Source organism: Lysobacter enzymogenes (assembly GCF_017355525.1).
Taxonomy (GTDB): Bacteria; Pseudomonadota; Gammaproteobacteria; order Xanthomonadales; family Xanthomonadaceae; genus Lysobacter; species Lysobacter enzymogenes_C.
Map to the genome: position 1 here is coordinate 914,059 of NZ_CP067395.1, position 16,028 is coordinate 930,086.

Genomic DNA, 16,028 nt, shown 5'->3' on the forward strand with positions numbered 1-16,028 from the left:
GTTGCGCGTTGTGCCGAACCGGTCCGACTTCGCCGACGCAGCGACGGCGGATGCGAAAAGTTGTAGCAAGCCGCCGCTAAGAAGAACCCATCGACGAGCCGGCTTCGCCAGCCGCCCACGTATTCCAGGAGCGTTGCATGTCGCGTTTTCGCAAGATCGCGTTGGTCGCCGTCGCGGCGGTGGTGTTGGGCGGCGCGGGACTGGCGGCGTTGAGCCAGGCGCCGGCCGACCCGAACGCAGCCCCCGGCGCTGACAAAGGCGAGGGCGGTGCCGGCGGCGGCGACGCGCAGGCGCCGGTGCCGGTCGCGCTGGCCGCGGTCGCGCGCCAGGACGTGCCGGTGTACCTGACCGCGCAAGGCACGGTGCAGGCGCGCAACAGCGTCACCGTCAATCCGCAGATCGGCGGCGTGCGCCTGATCGAACTGCATTTCAAGGAAGGCCAGGAGGTCAAGCGCGGCGATCTGCTCGCCCAGCTCGACCCGCGCAACGCCCAGGCCAGTTACGACGAAGCGGTCGCCAAGCTGCGCCAGGACCAGGCCGCGCTGGCGACCGCGCGCAGCAACTACCGGCGTTCGTCGGACCCGCAGTATCGCCAGTACGTGTCCAAGCTCGACCTCGACACCCAACGCAACGCCGTCGCCCAGAACGAGGCGCTGATCGCCGCCGACGAAGCGGCGATCCACAACGCGCGGGTGCAGTTGGACTACACCCGGGTGCTGGCGCCGATCGACGGCGTCGCCGGACTGCGCGGGGTCGATCCCGGCAACGTGGTGACGACCAGCACCAACCTCGTCACCCTCACCCAGGTGCGGCCGATCTATGTCGCCTTCAGCCTGCCGGAACAGAATCTCGACACCGTGTACCGCGCCGCGCAGGCCGGCGCCGCGCAAGCCGCGCCGCTCGAGGTCGAAGCGCTGGACCGGGTCGACGCCCACACCGTCGCCGCCGGCGGACGCCTCGACGTCATCGACAACGCCGTGGATTCGGCCACCGGCACCTTCAGGCTGCGTTCGCTGTTCGACAACGACCCGCGCGCCTTGTGGCCGGGGCAGTTCGTCAACGTGCGGCTGAAGGTGCGCACCGTCGCCGGCGGTCTGGTGATTCCGGCGCAGGCGCTGCAACGCAGCCCGCAGGGCGACTACGTGTATCTGCTGCAGGCCGACCAAACGGTCGCGATGCAGCCGGTGAAAGTCGCCGGCGAAGTCGGCGACAGCCAGGTCATGATCGGCGCGGGCTTGAAAGAGGGCGGCCGCGTCGTGATCGAAGGCCAGTTCCGGCTCAAGCCCGGCAGCAAGGTCAAGCCGGTCGCCGCGACCGCCACGGTCGCCGCAGCCGCGGCGGCCGGCGGCGCGTCGCATGCGGCGTCGGCGCGCTGATCGCGTCATGGCCTTCTCGACGCTGTTCATCCGCCGCCCGGTCGCCACCTGCCTGCTGATGGCGGCGGTGGTGTTGCTGGGCCTGCTCGGCTATCGCCAGTTGCCGGTGTCGGCATTGCCGGAAATCGACGCGCCGAGCCTGATCGTCACCACCCAATACCCCGGCGCCAGCGCGCCGACGATGGCGGCATTGGTCACGACACCGCTGGAGCGCCAGTTCGGCCAGATCGCCGGGCTGGCGATGATGACGTCGGATTCCTCGGCCGGTTTATCGACGGTGGTTCTGCGCTTCGACATGGGCCGCGACATCGACGTGGCCGCGCAGGACGTGCAGGCGGCGATCAATCAGGCCAAGGGCGTGCTGCCGGCCAACCTGCCGTATCCACCGGTCTACAACCGGGTCAACCTGGCCGATGCGCCGATCCTGACCCTGAAACTGACGTCCGACAGCCTGCCGCTGCGCGAGGTCAACAACTACGCCGATTCGATCCTGGCGCAGAAGCTCTCGCAGGTGCAGGGCGTGGGGCTGGTGTCGATCGCCGGCAACGTGCGGCCGGCGGTGCGGGTGCAGGTCGATCCGGCGCAACTGTCGGGCCTGGGCCTGACCCTGGAAGACCTGCGCAGCGCGCTGACCCAGGCCAACGTCAACGCGCCCAAGGGCACGCTCAACGGCAAGACCCAGTCCTACAGCATCGGCAGCAACGACCAGCTGCGCGACGCGGTGGAGTACCGCAACACCGTGGTCAGCTACCGCAACGGCGCGCCGGTGCTGTTGCAGGACGTGGCGCGGGTCGTCGACGGGGTCGAGAACGACCAGCTCGCCGCCTGGGCCGACGGCCGCCCGGCGGTGCTGCTGGACGTGCGCCGCCAGCCGGGCGCGAACATCGTCGACACGGTCGAACGCATCCGCCAACTGATGCCGGAACTGCGCGGCGTGCTGCCGGCCGGCGTGCACCTGGAGGTGTTCGCCGACCGCACCGCCACCATCCGCGCCTCGGTCGCGGACGTGCAGTTCACCCTGGCGCTGACCATCGGCCTGGTGGTCGCGGTGATCTTCGTGTTCCTGCGCCGGCTGTGGGCGACGCTGATCCCGTCGGTGGCGGTGCCGCTGTCGCTGCTGGGCACGTTCGCGGTCATGGCCTGCGCCGGCATGTCGCTCGACAACCTGTCGCTGATGGCGCTGACCGTGGCGACCGGGTTCGTCGTCGACGATGCCATCGTCATGGTCGAGAACATCGTGCGCTACATGGAGCAAGGCCGCGACAGCAAGCGTGCGGCCGAGATCGGCGCGCGCGAGATCGGCTTCACCGTGGTGTCGCTGACGGTGTCGCTGATCGCGGTGTTCCTGCCGCTGCTGCTGATGCCCGGGGTCACCGGCCGTCTGTTCCACGAGTTCGCCTGGGTGCTGACCATCGCCACCGCGATCTCGATGCTGGTGTCGCTGACCTTGACGCCGATGATGTGCGCCTATCTGCTCAAGCGCGATGCGCTGCCGCGCGAGGACGCGCACGCCGGCGGCGCGTGGGCGCGGATCCTCGCCGTGTACGCGCGCACGCTCGACTGGGTGTTGGGCCGGCAGCGGTTGATGCTGCTGGTCGCCAGCGCCAGCGTCGCGCTGACCGTCGTCTTGTACGTCGCCATTCCCAAGGGTCTGCTGCCCGAACAAGACACCGGCTTGATCGTCGGCGTGATCCAGGCCGACCAGAACGTCGCCTTCGAACAGATGCAGCAGCGCACCCAGGCGGTGGCGGCGATCCTGCAAAAGCAAGCCGGCGTGGCCGGCGTCGCCGCGTTCATCGGCACCGGCCCGGTCAATCCGTCGTTGAACCAGGCCCAGCTCAGCATCGTCCTGGCCGAGCGCGGCCAGCGCGACGGCCTGGAGCGCTTGCTGCCGCGCCTGCGCCAGGCTGTGGCCGACATCCCCGGCGTCGCGCTTTACCTCAAGCCGGTGCAGGACGTGGCGTTGGACAATCGCGTCGCCGCGACCGAGTACCAATACGCCTTGTCCTCGGTCGACAACGAGGCCCTGGCCGACTACGCACAGCGCATGACCGAGCGCCTGCGCCGGCAGCCGGAGCTGCGCGACGTCGGCAACAACCTGTCCGACCGCGGCGACGCGCTGCTGCTCAACGTCGACCGGGCCAAGGCCAGCCGCCTCGGCGTGCCGATGCAGACGATCAACGACACCTTGTACGACGCGTTCGGCCAGCGCCAGATTTCGACCATCTTCACCCAGCTCAACCAGTACCGGGTGGTGATGGAAGTCGCGCCGCAGTTCCGCAACGCCGGCGCCTTGCTCAACCAGCTTGGGGTGCGCGCCAACGGCGACGGCGCGCTGACCGGCAGCAACGCGAGCGGTTTCGGCCAGCCGGCTTCGAGCAATTCGGCCACGCCGTCTGGCATAGGCAGCGCCGGCAACGTCGGCTTCGCGCTCGGCGCCGGCGGCGTGGTGCCGCTGGCCGCGCTGGCCAGCGCCCAGGTCGGCAGCGAGCCGCTGGTGGTCAGCCATCAGCAGCAACTGCCGGCGGTGACGGTCGGGTTCAACCTCGCGCCGGGCTACTCGCTGTCGCAGGCGGTCGCGGCGATCGAGCGGGTCGAGCGCGAGCTGCAACTGCCGTCGCGGGTGCGCGGGCAACTGGTCGGCAAGGCCGCCGAATTCTCCGCCTCGCTCGCCGACGAAGTCTGGCTGCTGCTGGCGGCCGTGGTGGTGATCTACATCGTGCTCGGCGTGTTGTACGAGAGCTACCTCCACCCGCTGACCATCGTCTCGACCCTGCCGCCGGCCGGCGTCGGCGCGCTGCTGGCGCTGATGCTGTGCGGCATGAGCCTGTCGGTCGAAGGCATCGTCGGCATCGTGTTGCTGATCGGCATCGTCAAGAAGAACGCGATCATCATGATCGACTTCGCGATCGGCGCGCAGCGCGGCGGGCTGGATCCGAGCGAGGCGATCCGCCGCGCCTGCCTGCTGCGCCTGCGCCCGATCATGATGACCACCGCGACCGCCTTGCTCGGCGCGTTGCCGCTGGCGCTCGGCAGCGGCATCGGCGCGGAACTGCGCCGGCCGCTCGGCGTGGCCATCGTCGGCGGGCTGCTGCTGTCGCAGTTGGTCACGCTGTATACGACGCCGGTGATCTATCTGTGGCTGGAGCGCTCGGCGCAGCGGCTGCGCGCGCGGCGCCAGGCGCGCGCGGCCGGCGCGATGCGGCCGCTGGGCGCCTGAGGCCGCGGCCGCGCGGGCAGGGCGCCGGGTTTCGTTCCGGCCCAGCGCGGTTTCGTCGCGGTTCCGGCGGCTTCGTCGCGCACCGCTGGCGAGGCCCGCCAGCGAAGTGGCAACGTGCCCGCACACACCAGCGGCGGGCAACGAACGTGATGGATACCGATTATCTGGCGGCGGCGCGCAAGCTGCTGCTTGCGGCATCGATGGTCGCAGGCGCGGCGCAATCCGCCTACGCCGGCGCACGCTGCGGCGACGAGGCCGCGATCGGCGCTTACCGTCTCGACGACGGCAGCGCATTGGACATCGGCCCGGGCGCCGCGGGGCAACTGCGCTGGCGCCGCGACGACGGCCGCAGCGGTTTGCTGACGCGAGGCAGCGACGGCATCTGGACCAGCACGCTGGGCTGGACCACGCGTCCCGACGGACACCGCGTGCGCTTCGCCGATTGCGGCGACGGCGGCCTGCACTTCGACCGCCTGCGCGGACAACGCATCGCGCTGATCCAGACCGACACCCGCTTCCAGGGCAGCGGCGCCGAACTCGCCGGCCGGCTGACGATGCCGCCGGGCAACGGCCCGGTGCCGGTGGTGATCCTGGTGCACGGCGCCGAACGCGATTCGGCTTTGCGCAACTACTCGCTGCAACGCCAGTTCGCCGCCGCCGGCATCGGCGTGTTCGCCTACGACAAGCGAGGCACCGGCGCATCCGGCGGGCGCTACACCCAGGACTACCTGACCTTGGCGGCCGATGCCGTGCACGCTTTGCGCGAAGCCAAGCGCCTGGCCGGCGCGCGCGCAGGGCGCATCGGCTACCAGGGCGGCAGCCAGGGCGGCTGGGTCGCGCCGCTGGCCGCGCGCATCGCGCCGGTCGATTTCGTCGTGGTCAGCTTCGGCCTGGCGGTGTCGCCGCTGGACGAAGACCGCGAGGCGATCGCCTTCGATCTGGAACGCGCCGGTTTCGCCACCGACCCCGCGTCCGCGCCGATGCGCGGCGCGATGGCCATCGCCGACGCCACCGCGCGCCTGATCGACAGCGGCTTCAGCGAAGGCTACGAGCGATTGGCGAAGGTCAAGACGCACTACGGCAAGGAAGCCTGGTATCCGGCGGTGCGCGGCAACTTCAGCTGGTACCTGCTCGGCAACGACGAGGCGACCATCCGCCGCGACGCGCCGCAACTGGTGCCGGGCATTCCCGCCCAGTACGATCCGATGCCGTTGCTGCAACACCTGGACACGCCGCAGCTGTGGCTGCTCGGCGGCCAGGATCGCGACGCGCCGCCGCGCGAAACCCTGCGCCGCCTCGCCGGCCTGCAGCGCGCCGGCCGGCCGATCGATACCGTCGTGTTCGCCGATGCCGACCACGGCATGTACGAGTTCGAAACCGACGCCGCCGGCGAGCGCGTCTCGACCCGGCAACCGGACGGCTACTTCCGCGCGATGGCCGATTTCATCCGCGGCGAGCGCTTGCAGGCGCGCTACGGGCAAGCGGCGTTGTGCGCGCGCTCGCCGTGTTGAACGGCCGGCCGCGGCTACGCGGGAGACCGCGTGCGACGGCGGCCCGACCGAGCGCGTGGGCGCACGCAGCGCCCACGGCTCCGATGCAGGCTCAGCAGCTGACGGTGAACGAGCCGATGTAGTCGGACGTGACCCGGCCCTGGATGCTGATCTGGCCGGTGCAAGGGTTGTGCACCGCGCGTCCGACCTCGACGCCGTTTTCGAAATAGGTGCGGACCTCGCCGGGCGCGGGCAGGTTGCCGCCCTTGGCCACGGCCGGAGGGCCGGCGCTCACCGCCAGCAGCACCGTCGCCGCCATGCACAACGTTTGCATCGTGCGCTTCATGCGCGTCTCCTCGTGCGTCGTCGACCGTTTGCCGACGCAGCGATGTTCGCCCATCCACGCGCGCCGATATGTAGCCGGGCGCACAAAGCGGCGCCTGCGGACGCAAGCCGCCGGCGCTGGGCCGCGGCGTCGATGCGCTGCGCGCGCGCAAATCCGATCGCGCAAACCCGATTCATGCGCTTCATCTGCGTTCATGCGCTTCAGCCGCAGCGTTGCCCGACTGGAACTGTCCGTCCGCCGGTTCGCGCATTGACCTCGATCAAGCTTGAGGTCCTAGTTTGTACGCACGCGCCGCCCGTCCGTCGCCTGCGACACGAACGCTGCGCATCCTTCTTTCCGGAGCAAGCCGATGACCGTCCAGTACCCGAACGTCGATCATGTACCCGCGTTCGCGCAAGCGTGGGACGACCCCGCGAACACCCGCTTCGAACTGCCGCCCGTCGACGTCAACCGGATCCTCGCCGAACGCTACGACCTGGCCCGTCCGCTGCGCCTGAGCCGCAGTCAGTTGTGGGAGATGGAAACGCGCAAGGCGCGGCGGCCCGACTTGTACATTCCCTACGTGGTGGAGCAGGGCAGCGCGGCGGTGTGGGCCGATCAGGGCGAGCGCGGGCGAGTCGAGCGTTTCGTGCGCAAATCGCGGCAGCGGTTGTGGCTGCAACCGGATCGCTACGAGCTGATCCTGGAGCAGACCCGCGTCGACCACGCGCAGCAGCAGGTGACCTTCATCGGCGCCTCGCACTATCCCGGGCCCGACGGCGCGACGCTCGAGGCCGGCACCGGCCAGCCGATCTTCCACGTGATCCATGGCGTCGGCGGCGAAGAATCGGAGCCGCTGAATCTATGGTCGGTGGTGTTCCTGACCCCGCGCCAGGACAGCCGCCTGCTCGCGCCGTTCGTGCGCATGGCGCACGACGGCTGGCTGCCGGGGTATGTCGAGATCTACATCCGCGACGATCTGGGCGTCGGCATTTCGCGGCGCGGCTGACGCAGCCGCGGCGGCGCGCAGACGAGCGCGGTCATGCAGTGGCCGCGCCGCGAACCGGTCTTACTCCGACGCGAAGTGCGCCAAGAACATATCCGTGGCCGTCTGCGCCAGGCGATCGCGCTGCTCCGGCGTCAACACCGCATGGCCGAGCGCGATCTGCGGCCAGAACGCCTGGCCCTTGACCAAGCCTTGCAGCAATCCCGAAGCGAACACCGGGTCGTCGGTGTTCAAACGGCCGTCGGCTGCGGCCGCGCGGATCCACACGGTCAGGCCTTCTTCCTTGTCGCCGACGCGCTTGAACATCTCCTGCGCGCGCTCCGGCGTCGGGATCACCGCGACCACCGCCGCGCGGACCAGGTCGATGAAGGCCTCGTCGTGCAGCAGTTGCAGCTTCTGCCGCACCAGTTCCAGCAACTGCGGGCGCAGCGGCCGGTCGGCGCGGTAGGCCAGTTCCGGCGACTCGCGGCTGCGTTCCCACAGCTGCTGCAGGATCTGCGCGAACAGCGCTTCCTTGCTCGGGAAGTGGTTGTAGACGGTGCGCTTGGAGACGCCGGCGCTGGCCGCGATGCGGTCCATGCTGGTGGCGTCGTAGCCGGCCTGGCGGAACTCGGCGACGGCCGCTTCCAGGATCGCGGCGCGCTTGCGGTCGGTCAGGCGGGGCGGGGCGGGGCTGGTCATGGCGGCAAGGTTACACCGATGGGTTTACTTTCTCAAAAAGTACACTACACTGGGCAGTGTAATCATTCAGGTGGGCCGGTCCGGCCCGCCTGCGTTCCTCCCGTCTCAGCCTGCCACCGGAGTCCCCCCACCGTGAGCGCCTGCCTGCTTTCCTTCGCCAAGACCCGTTCGCCCGCCGACGGCTACGCCGCCTCGCCGCAGCGCGAGGACGGCCGCTTCCGCAACCCGGTCCCGCGGCCGGCGATGGGCTTCTGGAAGACCCTGCGGATCCTCCGCGACGCCCTGTTCAACAAGCCGGCCGACGCCGTGCCGGCGGCGCCGCCGACGGTGCTGGCGCTGACTCCGCAGCAGTTGGCGCAGGCGCCGGACCGCAGCCTGTTCCGGCTCGGCCATTCGACGATGCTGATCAAGCTGCGCGGCGGCTGGTGGATCACCGACCCGGTGTTCGCCGAGCGCGCCTCGCCGGTGCAATGGGCCGGCCCCAAGCGTTTCCACGCGCCGCCGATCGCGCTGGACGAGCTGCCGCCGCTGCGCGGCGTGCTGCTGTCGCACGATCACTTCGATCACCTCGACTACGCCACCGTGCGCCGGCTCGCCGACACCGCGCAGGTGTTCCTGACCCCGCTCGGCGTCGGCGACCGCCTGATCGCCTGGGGCATCGACCCGGCCAAGGTGCGCCAGTTCGATTGGTGGGACGGCGCGACCGTCGACGGCGTGCGCTTCGTCGCCACGCCCGCGCAGCACTTCTCCGGGCGCGGGCTGTTCGACAGCGACAAGACCTTGTGGGCGTCGTGGACCGTCATCGACGAACCCGCGTCCGGCCCGCCGCTGCGCCTGTTCTTCAGCGGCGACACCGGCTACTTCGCCGGTTTCGCCGAAATCGGCCGCCGCTTCGGCCCGTTCGACGTGACCCTGATGGAAACCGGCGCCTACGACGCCAACTGGCCGCACGTGCACATGCAGCCCGAACAGACCGTGCAGGCGCACATCGACCTGCGCGGCCGCTGGCTGCTGCCGATCCACAACGGCACCTTCGACCTGGCCATGCACGCCTGGACCGAACCGTTCGAACGCGTCTCGGCGCTGGCCGCCGAACGCGGCGTGGCGCTGACCACGCCGCGCATGGGCGAACGCGTCGACCTGCAGGCGCCGCAGCCGACGGCGCCGTGGTGGCGCGAGGCCGAACATTCCGAACCCCTCGATTCCCTCACTCGTGCGAGCCGCCTATGAGACTGCGATTACTCGATGAGATAGACGCCGACGCCAGGCGCGGCATCGTCGCCGCGGTGCTGCGCGCCGACCTCGGCAGCCGGATCAATTTCGAACGCGACTACGAACTCGACGCGCAGATCGTGCGGGTCGAGAACTGGCTCAGCGTCGACGAGACGGTGGCGGCGATCGCGCGCAGCGGCTATGCGGTCGCAGCGGTGGTCGATGCCAGCAACGACATGCCGCGGATCGTGCGATAGCCGTCGGCCGGTTCCGGCCGCGCCGTCACTACGGGCGCTCGCCCTCGGCGGTGCCCGTGGCGCGGTCGGGCCCTGCCGCGGCTGACGCCTGCGGCACGCGCCGGATCGCTTCGGCGCGATAACCCAACTCGACCAACCGCTGGCTCAGTCGCCGATAGTCGGCTTCCGGCAGCGTCGGCGTTCGCGCCATGATCCAGGCGTAATCTCGCTTGCTGCGCGCGACGATGGTCTGGGTGTAATCGGCGTCGAGATAGGCGATCACGTACTCGGCCTTGATCGGCCAGACGAACTGCATGCCCCAGACCGCGTTGCCGGTGCCGGGACGGACGAAGCCGGTCGGCTTCATCGTCTTCAGCGGCGCGTCGTGGCTGCCTTTGCGATAGGTGAAGGTGGTCAGCACCCGGCCGTCGCGGTCGAGCCGGTAAGACTCCACCGCGTCGAACGCCTCGCGCTCGGGCGGCGAGGGCACGTGCGCGATCACGTACCAGGCGCCCATGAAGCGCGGCAGGTCGACCGCGGCGACCGGCGGCATCGGCCGGGCGTTGCCGGCGCAGCCGTGCAGGGCGGGGATCAGGGCCAGCGCGGCCCAGATGCGGATCGGTGTGCGCATGGCGGGCCCTCAGCGCTTGGAGAACAGATAGTGGACGACGCCCCACTGCTGGCCGCCGTCGTAGCCGAACAGTTCGGCGCAGGCCATCCAGAACATCCGCCAGCGCTGCCGCCACAGCCGATGGGCGTCGCCGTAGGCCGCCGCCAGCGCGCGGTCGGCGCGCTCGCGCTGCGCATCCTGATTGGCCAGCCAATGGTTGGCGGTGCGCTGGTAATGGGTGCCGTCGAGCAGCCAGCGCTTGTCGATGCGCAGGTCGTCCTGGAACCACAGCAGGGTGTCGGCGGCCGGCATCAGGCCGCCGGTGAAGAAGTGCCGGCCCATCCAGTCGTCGTCGGCCGCGGTGTCGAACGGATACATCAGGTCGCGGTGGCAGAACAGGTGCGCGAACAGCTTGCCGTCCGGCCGCAGCCAGCCGGCGATGCGGCGCAGCAACTGCTCGTAGTTGCGCATGTGCTCGAACATCTCGATCGACACGCAACGGTCGAAACCGCTCGCCGGCAGCGACAGCGTATTGACGTCGCAGGTCAGTACCGCGACGTTGTCCAGCCCGAGCTCGCGGCAACGGCGTTCGATGTGCTCGCGCTGCGGCGCCGAATTGGACACCGCGACGATCTGCGCGGCGCGGTAGCGTTGCGCCATCCACAAGGTCAGCGAGCCCCAGCCGCAGCCCAGTTCGAGGATGTGCTGGCCGTCTTCAAGCCGCGCGCGCTGGCCGTAGAGTTCGAGCATCGCCAGTTCGGCCTCGGCCAGGGTCTCCTCGCCGGTGGGGTAGTAGCAACAGGAGTACTTCATCCGCGGCCCCAGGCATTGGGCGAAGAACTCCGGCGGCAGCTCGTAATGCTGGCCGTTGGCCGCGTCGGTGTGGATCGCGATCGGGCTCTTGCGCAGCAGTTCGATGCGCGAGCGGTAAAGATCGTATTGGCCGCTCAGGCCGTCGGCGCGCTCCTCGCGCAGGCGTTGCGCGCACAGGCGGCGGATGCCGTGGCGGATCGCCGCGTCCGGCAGCCAGCCGCGTTCGGCCAGGCCGAGCAGGCCCGCGGCGGGCGCACTGTCCGGCGAAAACGCCGAAGGCCGCAAGGCATGGGTGGAAGCGGAAGCGTTCATCGGGATTCCTCTTGGCCGGAGCGTTCGGGCGCAGCGCGCGGAAACCAGGGAAAGATCATCGGCGTGCGCTGCTGATAGCGGCGGTAGTCGTCGCCGCGGGTGCGCAGCGCCTGCGCCTCGGTGTACGGCACGCCGCTGAGGTAGCGCAGGAACAGGTACATCGTCGCCGGCCCGGTCCAGGCCAGCCATGCCCACGGCGAGCCGATCGCGAACAGCGCGTAGGCGAACCAGTGCAGCCATTCGAAGAAATAGTTGGGGTGGCGCGAATAGCGCCACAGCCCGGTGTCGCAAGTGCGCCCGCGCTGCCCGGGACGAGCGCGGAAGCGCGCCAGCTGACGATCCGCCAGCGCTTCGCCGGCCCAGGCCAGCAGCCACACCGCTGCGCCGGCGGCCAGCCACAACGCGCGCGGCGCCGGATGGGCGGCCGCGGCCGCGAACGGCAGGCAGAACAACGGCACCAGCAAGGCCTGCAACTGGAAGAACAGGAAGAACTTGCCCTGATGCCCGCGCCAATGCTGGCGCAGGTGGCGGTAGCGGCCGTCCTCGCCCTCGCTGCGCACGCGCTGCCACAGGTGCCGCGCCAGCCGCAACGCCCACAGCGCGCCGCACACCGCCACCGCGATCCGCACCGTCGCGCTGCCGGCGCCGAAGACCGCGCACGCGACCGCGCCGGCGCCGACCGCGGCCGCCCACAGCACGTCGACGATGCCGGCGTTGGCGTGCCGGCGCTGCCACCACCAGCCGGCGGTCATCGCGACCGCCGTCGCCGCCCAGATCGCGATCAGTACAGGCAGCAGGTTCATGCGCCGGCTCCCGACGCGGCGACGGACGCGCCGCGCGCACCGTCGCGGCCGACGCGCGCCAGCCACGGCAGCGCCGCGGCCCATCCCAGCGCCAGCGCGAGCAGGCCGTGCCAGGCCGGCTCGGCGAAAGCGACCGCGTCGAACCCGCGCGCGGCGCCCGAATACGCCAATGGCGCGCCGATCAGGCCGAGCAACGCGGCCAGCGCCGGACGCCGCTGGAGCGAGCGCAGGCTGCGCATCAGCGTGGTCGCGAATGCGCACCAAAGGCCGAGGATCCAGAGCGGCGCGAACTGCGGCGACGGCCACGCCGCGGCGTAACGGGCCAGGCCGGACAGCGCCAGTGCGCCGTCGACGATCGCGCCGGCCAGCAGCGCCGCGGCGAGCAGTTTGAACAACGCCGAACGCCGCGGCGAAACCGCCAGTTGGACCGCCACGAACAGCGCCGCGGCGAGCGCGCCGGGCCACCACCGTCCGTTCCCTGCGGCGATCACCGCGGCGAACCACACGGCTTGATAGCCGAGAAACTCGATCCAGACGCTCATGCGCGCAGCTCCAAAGCCTGCGGTTCCGAGGCGCGCAACTCGGCCTCGGGCAGCCGCGCCGCGCGCCGATGTCCGGGCTTGGCCAGCAGCATCTGGGCGACGCCGATCGAGCGCTCGCGGAAGCCGCCCTCGCAGTAGCACAGGTAGAACTCCCACAAGCGCAGGAAGCGGCGGTCGTAGCCCATCGCCTCGATGCGCGCGCGTTCGCGCAGGAAGTTGCGTCGCCAGTCGCGCAAGGTCAGCGCGTAGGAGGGGCCGAAATCGTCCAGTTGCACCAGCGCCAGGTCGCTGGCGCGGGTCTTGGCGTCGAGCAGGGCGCCGATCGAGGGAATGAAGCTGCCCGGAAACACGAAGCGCTTGATGAAGTCGACCTGCCGCAGCGCCTGCCGGTAGCGGTGGTCCTCGATGGTGATGGCCTGCAGCATCGCCAGCCCGTGCGGCGCCAGCAACGCGCCGACGCGGCCGAAGTAGTCCGCCAGGAAGTCGGCGCCGACCGCCTCGACCATCTCGATCGACACCAGCTTGTCGTACTGCCCGCGCAGGTCGCGGTAGTCCTGCAGCAGCAAGGTCACCCGGTCGTCGAGGCCGGCCTCGCGCACCCGTTGCGCGGCCAGGTCGTATTGTTCGCGCGAAACCGTGGTGCTGGTGACGTGGCAACCGTAGCGGCCGGCCGCGTACACGGCGAAGCCGCCCCAGCCGGTGCCGATTTCGATCACCCGGTCGTCGGGCCGCAGGTCCAGCTTGCGGCAGATGCGTTCGAGCTTGCGTTGCGACGCGGCTTCCAGGCTGTCGTCTTCGCCGGCGTACACGGCGCTGGAGTACATCAGGTCCGGCGACAGGAACAAGGCGAAGAACTCGTTGCCCAGATCGTAATGCGCGGCGATGTTGCGGCGGCTGCCGGCGCGGGTGTTGCGCCGCAGCCGGTGCCAGCCGCGCAGCGCCCAGCCGCCGAGACGGGCCCAGCCGGTTTCCATCGAATCCAACAGGTCGCGGTTGCGCACCAACAGGCGCACCAGTGCGACCAGATCGTCGCAGTCCCACAGCCCGTCGATGTAGGCTTCGCCGGCGCCGACGCTGCCGTTCGCGGCCAACGCGCGATAGAAGCCCGGGTCGTGCACGACGATGGCCGGCGCCAGCGCATCTGCCTGCGCCTCGTCGGCGCGTCCCAGTTCGACCTCGCCGAGCGCATCGCGCACGCGCACGCGGCCGTGGCGCAGTTGCGCCAGACGCTCGAGCAAGCGCCGCCGCAGCAACGCGTCGAGCGCGGTGAAGGCGTCGCTGCGCGCGGCGGACGGGACGACGGTCGGGTTCATGCGTGGCCTCGCTCGCGGCGCGGATGGTCGTGGACGGGGTTGCGCTTGAGCCACAGCCGCAGCGCCTGCCAGTGGATCGCGCCGACGATCTGCGCGGTCATCAGCGGATAGCGCCACAGCAGCCGCGCCAGCGCCGCGCCGTCGCACGGCCGCCGCTGCAGGCGCAAGGTGGCGTCGAACTCGCGCCGGTCGCGGTCGTACACGTCCATGTGCACGAACAAGTCCGGGCCCGGATCGGTGAAGCGCCAGGCGTAGCGCATCGCCATCGGCATGAACGGCGAAACGTGGAACTGCTTGTCGAACGTCCACAGCCGCGCGCGGCCGCGCCGCTGCGCGGATTCGGCGTCGAGTACGTAGGCGTGGCGCTCGCCCCAGGGCGTGTTGGTGATTTCGGCGACGATGCAATCGAGCGCGCGCCCGTCCTCGCCGAAGCAGTAGTAGAAGCTGACCGGATTGAACACGTAGCCGCAGTAGCGCGGATGGGTCAGCAGGCGGATCGGCCCGCGCGGTTCGCGGCCGCAGTGCTGGCGGACCCGCTCGCGCACCGCTTGCGCCAGCGGCAGGCTGTGCGGGCCGAGATAGTCCTCGCGGCGGAAGCGGCCGAGGTTGCCGCGCCGCGTCGACCACAGCCAGCGGCGTTCGAACACCCGCTCGACTTCGTCCAGGTCCAGATACAGCTGGGCCATGCGGTAGCCGAACGCATGCGCGCGCGGATGATGGCGGCGATGGCGCACGCTGCCTTCGTAGATGGCGCTGTGCAGCGTGCTGTCGGCGGCGGCGTTCATGCCGCCTCTTGCGAATCGGTGCGCGGCCCCGCATCCAGGTGCGGCGCCAGCGCGAAGCGCGCGCCCGACGCCGCGCCCAGGCCCTGCGCCACTTCCACCGCCGAGCGCATCCCGTCTTCGTGGAAGCCCCAGCCCCAGTAGGCGCCGGCGAACCAGGTGCGGCGACGCCCTTGGATCTGCGCCTTGCGCTGTTGCGCGGCGACCGCGGCCGGGTCGTGGACCGGATGCGCGTAGCGCATGCGCGCGAGGACTTTCGCCGGATCGATGTCGGCGCTGCGGTTGAGCGTGACCACCACCGGTTCGGGCGCGTCCAGGCCTTGCAACAGGTTCATGCAATAGCTGACCGTGCAGCCCGCGCCGGGATCGGCCGGCACGTAGGCGTTCCAGGCCGCCCAGGCCTTGCGCCGGCGCGGCAGCAGGCGCGCGTCGGTGTGCAGCACCGCTTCGTTGGTTTGATAGCCGATCGCGCCGAGGATGTCGCGCTCGCGCGGGTCGGCGTCTTCGAGCAGGGCCAGGGCCTGGTCGCTGTGGCAGGCCATTACCGCGTGATCGAACCGCTCCAGGCCCCAGTCGTGGCGGACCCACACGCCCTGCGCGTCGCGGCGCAGGCCGGTCACGCCGCAGCCGGGCCGCTCGCGCACGCTCCAGCGCGAACGCATCGCGGTGATGTAGCGGTCGGAACCGCCGTCGACGACGCGCCACTGCGGCCGCGCCGAGACTTGCAGCATCTGGTGGTTGGCCATGAACCGGACCAGATAGCGCGCGGGAAACTCCAGCGCGCGCGCGGCCGGCAACGACCACAGCGCGCAGGTCATCGGCAGCAGGTGCAGGTCGCGGAACGCGGCGCCGTAGCGTTCGCGCCGCAGGTAGTCGCCCAGGCTCGGTCCGGGGCCGCTTTGTTCCAGCAGTTCCGGCGCATGCCGGTAGAAGCGGGTCAGATCGCGCACCATGCCCCAGAAGCGCGGCGAGAGCAGGTTGCGGCGCTGGCAGAACAACGAGTCCAGATCGGTCGCGTTGTATTCCAGGCCGCTGCGCTGGCACTGCACCGAGAAGCTCATCGTGGTCGGCCGCGACGCCACGCCGAGTTCCTCGAACAGACGGCTCAGCAGCGGGTAGTGGATCGGGTTGAACACGATGAAGCCGGTATCGACGCGATAGTCGCGCCCGTGCAGGCGCACGTCGTGGGTATCGGTGTGTCCGCCCAGGCGCGGGTCGCGCTCGAACAGCACCACTTCGTGCTCGCGGTGCAGCAGCCAGGCGCTGGCCAGGCCGGCGATGCCGGAACCTACGACGGCGATGCGCAT

15 protein-coding genes are annotated in these 16,028 nt (G+C 70.5%); 6 read left to right on the plus strand and 9 right to left on the minus strand.

Annotation, left to right across the window (positions count from 1 at the left end):
- Positions 1-137 precede the first annotated feature (137 nt).
- The 3 genes from JHW38_RS03635 to JHW38_RS03645 all read left to right on the plus strand — a co-directional run bounded on the left by JHW38_RS03635 (position 138) and on the right by JHW38_RS03645 (position 6,107).
- Positions 138-1,376, plus strand: a complete 1,239-nt coding sequence (locus JHW38_RS03635; protein ID WP_207524665.1) for an efflux RND transporter periplasmic adaptor subunit — start codon at positions 138-140, stop codon at positions 1,374-1,376.
- A gap of 7 nt (positions 1,377-1,383) precedes the next feature.
- Positions 1,384-4,596 carry an efflux RND transporter permease subunit gene (locus tag JHW38_RS03640; protein WP_207524666.1) on the plus strand — a complete coding sequence of 1,071 codons (3,213 nt, stop codon included), beginning with the start codon at positions 1,384-1,386 and terminating at the stop codon, positions 4,594-4,596.
- A gap of 149 nt (positions 4,597-4,745) precedes the next feature.
- Entirely contained in the window at positions 4,746-6,107 is a 1,362-nt protein-coding gene (locus tag JHW38_RS03645) for an alpha/beta hydrolase family protein (protein WP_207524667.1), read from the plus strand.
- 91 nt (positions 6,108-6,198) lie between these two features.
- Here the strand turns inward: JHW38_RS03645 and JHW38_RS03650 are convergent, their stop codons facing one another.
- Positions 6,199-6,432: a hypothetical protein gene (locus tag JHW38_RS03650; protein ID WP_207524668.1), complete on the minus strand. Its 234-nt coding sequence runs from the start codon at positions 6,430-6,432 to the stop codon at positions 6,199-6,201.
- Positions 6,433-6,781: 349 nt separating this feature from the next.
- Between JHW38_RS03650 and JHW38_RS03655 the strand changes: the two genes are divergently transcribed.
- Positions 6,782-7,420: a hypothetical protein gene (locus JHW38_RS03655; RefSeq protein ID WP_207524669.1), complete on the plus strand. Its 639-nt coding sequence runs from the start codon at positions 6,782-6,784 to the stop codon at positions 7,418-7,420.
- Between the two features lie 60 nt (positions 7,421-7,480).
- Here JHW38_RS03655 and JHW38_RS03660 read toward each other — a convergent pair whose 3' ends face one another.
- Entirely contained in the window at positions 7,481-8,098 is a 618-nt protein-coding gene (locus JHW38_RS03660; RefSeq protein ID WP_207524670.1) for a TetR/AcrR family transcriptional regulator, read from the minus strand.
- 132 nt (positions 8,099-8,230) lie between these two features.
- Between JHW38_RS03660 and JHW38_RS03665 the strand changes: the two genes are divergently transcribed.
- Positions 8,231-9,328 carry an MBL fold metallo-hydrolase gene (locus JHW38_RS03665; protein WP_242691179.1) on the plus strand — a complete coding sequence of 366 codons (1,098 nt, stop codon included), beginning with the start codon at positions 8,231-8,233 and terminating at the stop codon, positions 9,326-9,328.
- The gene (locus tag JHW38_RS03670; RefSeq protein WP_207524672.1) at positions 9,325-9,567 is read left to right on the plus strand and encodes a hypothetical protein; all 243 of its coding nucleotides are present in this window, start codon (positions 9,325-9,327) and stop codon (positions 9,565-9,567) included. The genes JHW38_RS03665 and JHW38_RS03670 overlap by 4 nt, the downstream gene beginning before the upstream one ends.
- 28 nt (positions 9,568-9,595) lie before the next feature.
- Here JHW38_RS03670 and JHW38_RS03675 read toward each other — a convergent pair whose 3' ends face one another.
- Genes JHW38_RS03675 through JHW38_RS03705 form a run of 7 tightly spaced genes read right to left on the minus strand, consistent with a single transcriptional unit; the run spans position 9,596 to position 16,028 of the window.
- Positions 9,596-10,177, minus strand: coding sequence for a lipocalin family protein (locus tag JHW38_RS03675; RefSeq protein WP_207524673.1), 582 nt, complete (start codon positions 10,175-10,177; stop codon positions 9,596-9,598).
- A gap of 9 nt (positions 10,178-10,186) precedes the next feature.
- Positions 10,187-11,281 (minus strand): SAM-dependent methyltransferase, encoded by a 1,095-nt coding sequence (locus tag JHW38_RS03680; protein ID WP_207524674.1) that lies wholly within the window; start codon positions 11,279-11,281, stop codon positions 10,187-10,189.
- Positions 11,278-12,084 (minus strand): DUF1295 domain-containing protein, encoded by an 807-nt coding sequence (locus JHW38_RS03685; protein ID WP_207524675.1) that lies wholly within the window; start codon positions 12,082-12,084, stop codon positions 11,278-11,280. Before JHW38_RS03685 ends, JHW38_RS03680 begins: the two co-directional genes overlap by 4 nt.
- A complete protein-coding gene (locus JHW38_RS03690) occupies positions 12,081-12,626 on the minus strand; it encodes a DUF2878 domain-containing protein (RefSeq protein ID WP_207524676.1) in 546 nt (181 codons plus the stop codon). The genes JHW38_RS03685 and JHW38_RS03690 overlap by 4 nt, the downstream gene beginning before the upstream one ends.
- Positions 12,623-13,939: an SAM-dependent methyltransferase gene (locus tag JHW38_RS03695; RefSeq protein ID WP_207524677.1), complete on the minus strand. Its 1,317-nt coding sequence runs from the start codon at positions 13,937-13,939 to the stop codon at positions 12,623-12,625. The genes JHW38_RS03690 and JHW38_RS03695 overlap by 4 nt, the downstream gene beginning before the upstream one ends.
- Positions 13,936-14,724 (minus strand): DUF1365 domain-containing protein, encoded by a 789-nt coding sequence (locus JHW38_RS03700; protein WP_207524678.1) that lies wholly within the window; start codon positions 14,722-14,724, stop codon positions 13,936-13,938. Before JHW38_RS03700 ends, JHW38_RS03695 begins: the two co-directional genes overlap by 4 nt.
- Positions 14,721-16,028, minus strand: a complete 1,308-nt coding sequence (locus JHW38_RS03705; protein ID WP_207524679.1) for an NAD(P)/FAD-dependent oxidoreductase — start codon at positions 16,026-16,028, stop codon at positions 14,721-14,723. The genes JHW38_RS03700 and JHW38_RS03705 overlap by 4 nt, the downstream gene beginning before the upstream one ends.

Coding starts and splice junctions, on each gene's coding strand:
- JHW38_RS03650 (WP_207524668.1), bottom strand. CDS start 6,432: ATGAAGCGCACGATGCAAACGTTGTGCATGGCGGCGACGGTGCTGCTG.
- JHW38_RS03700 (WP_207524678.1), bottom strand. CDS start 14,724: ATGAACGCCGCCGCCGACAGCACGCTGCACAGCGCCATCTACGAAGGC.
- JHW38_RS03685 (WP_207524675.1), bottom strand. CDS start 12,084: ATGAACCTGCTGCCTGTACTGATCGCGATCTGGGCGGCGACGGCGGTC.
- JHW38_RS03680 (WP_207524674.1), bottom strand. CDS start 11,281: ATGAACGCTTCCGCTTCCACCCATGCCTTGCGGCCTTCGGCGTTTTCG.
- JHW38_RS03640 (WP_207524666.1), top strand. CDS start 1,384: ATGGCCTTCTCGACGCTGTTCATCCGCCGCCCGGTCGCCACCTGCCTG.
- JHW38_RS03690 (WP_207524676.1), bottom strand. CDS start 12,626: ATGAGCGTCTGGATCGAGTTTCTCGGCTATCAAGCCGTGTGGTTCGCC.
- JHW38_RS03670 (WP_207524672.1), top strand. CDS start 9,325: ATGAGACTGCGATTACTCGATGAGATAGACGCCGACGCCAGGCGCGGC.
- JHW38_RS03660 (WP_207524670.1), bottom strand. CDS start 8,098: ATGACCAGCCCCGCCCCGCCCCGCCTGACCGACCGCAAGCGCGCCGCG.
- JHW38_RS03635 (WP_207524665.1), top strand. CDS start 138: ATGTCGCGTTTTCGCAAGATCGCGTTGGTCGCCGTCGCGGCGGTGGTG.
- JHW38_RS03695 (WP_207524677.1), bottom strand. CDS start 13,939: ATGAACCCGACCGTCGTCCCGTCCGCCGCGCGCAGCGACGCCTTCACC.
- JHW38_RS03705 (WP_207524679.1), bottom strand. CDS start 16,028: ATGCGCATCGCCGTCGTAGGTTCCGGCATCGCCGGCCTGGCCAGCGCC.
- JHW38_RS03655 (WP_207524669.1), top strand. CDS start 6,782: ATGACCGTCCAGTACCCGAACGTCGATCATGTACCCGCGTTCGCGCAA.
- JHW38_RS03675 (WP_207524673.1), bottom strand. CDS start 10,177: ATGCGCACACCGATCCGCATCTGGGCCGCGCTGGCCCTGATCCCCGCC.
- JHW38_RS03645 (WP_207524667.1), top strand. CDS start 4,746: ATGGATACCGATTATCTGGCGGCGGCGCGCAAGCTGCTGCTTGCGGCA.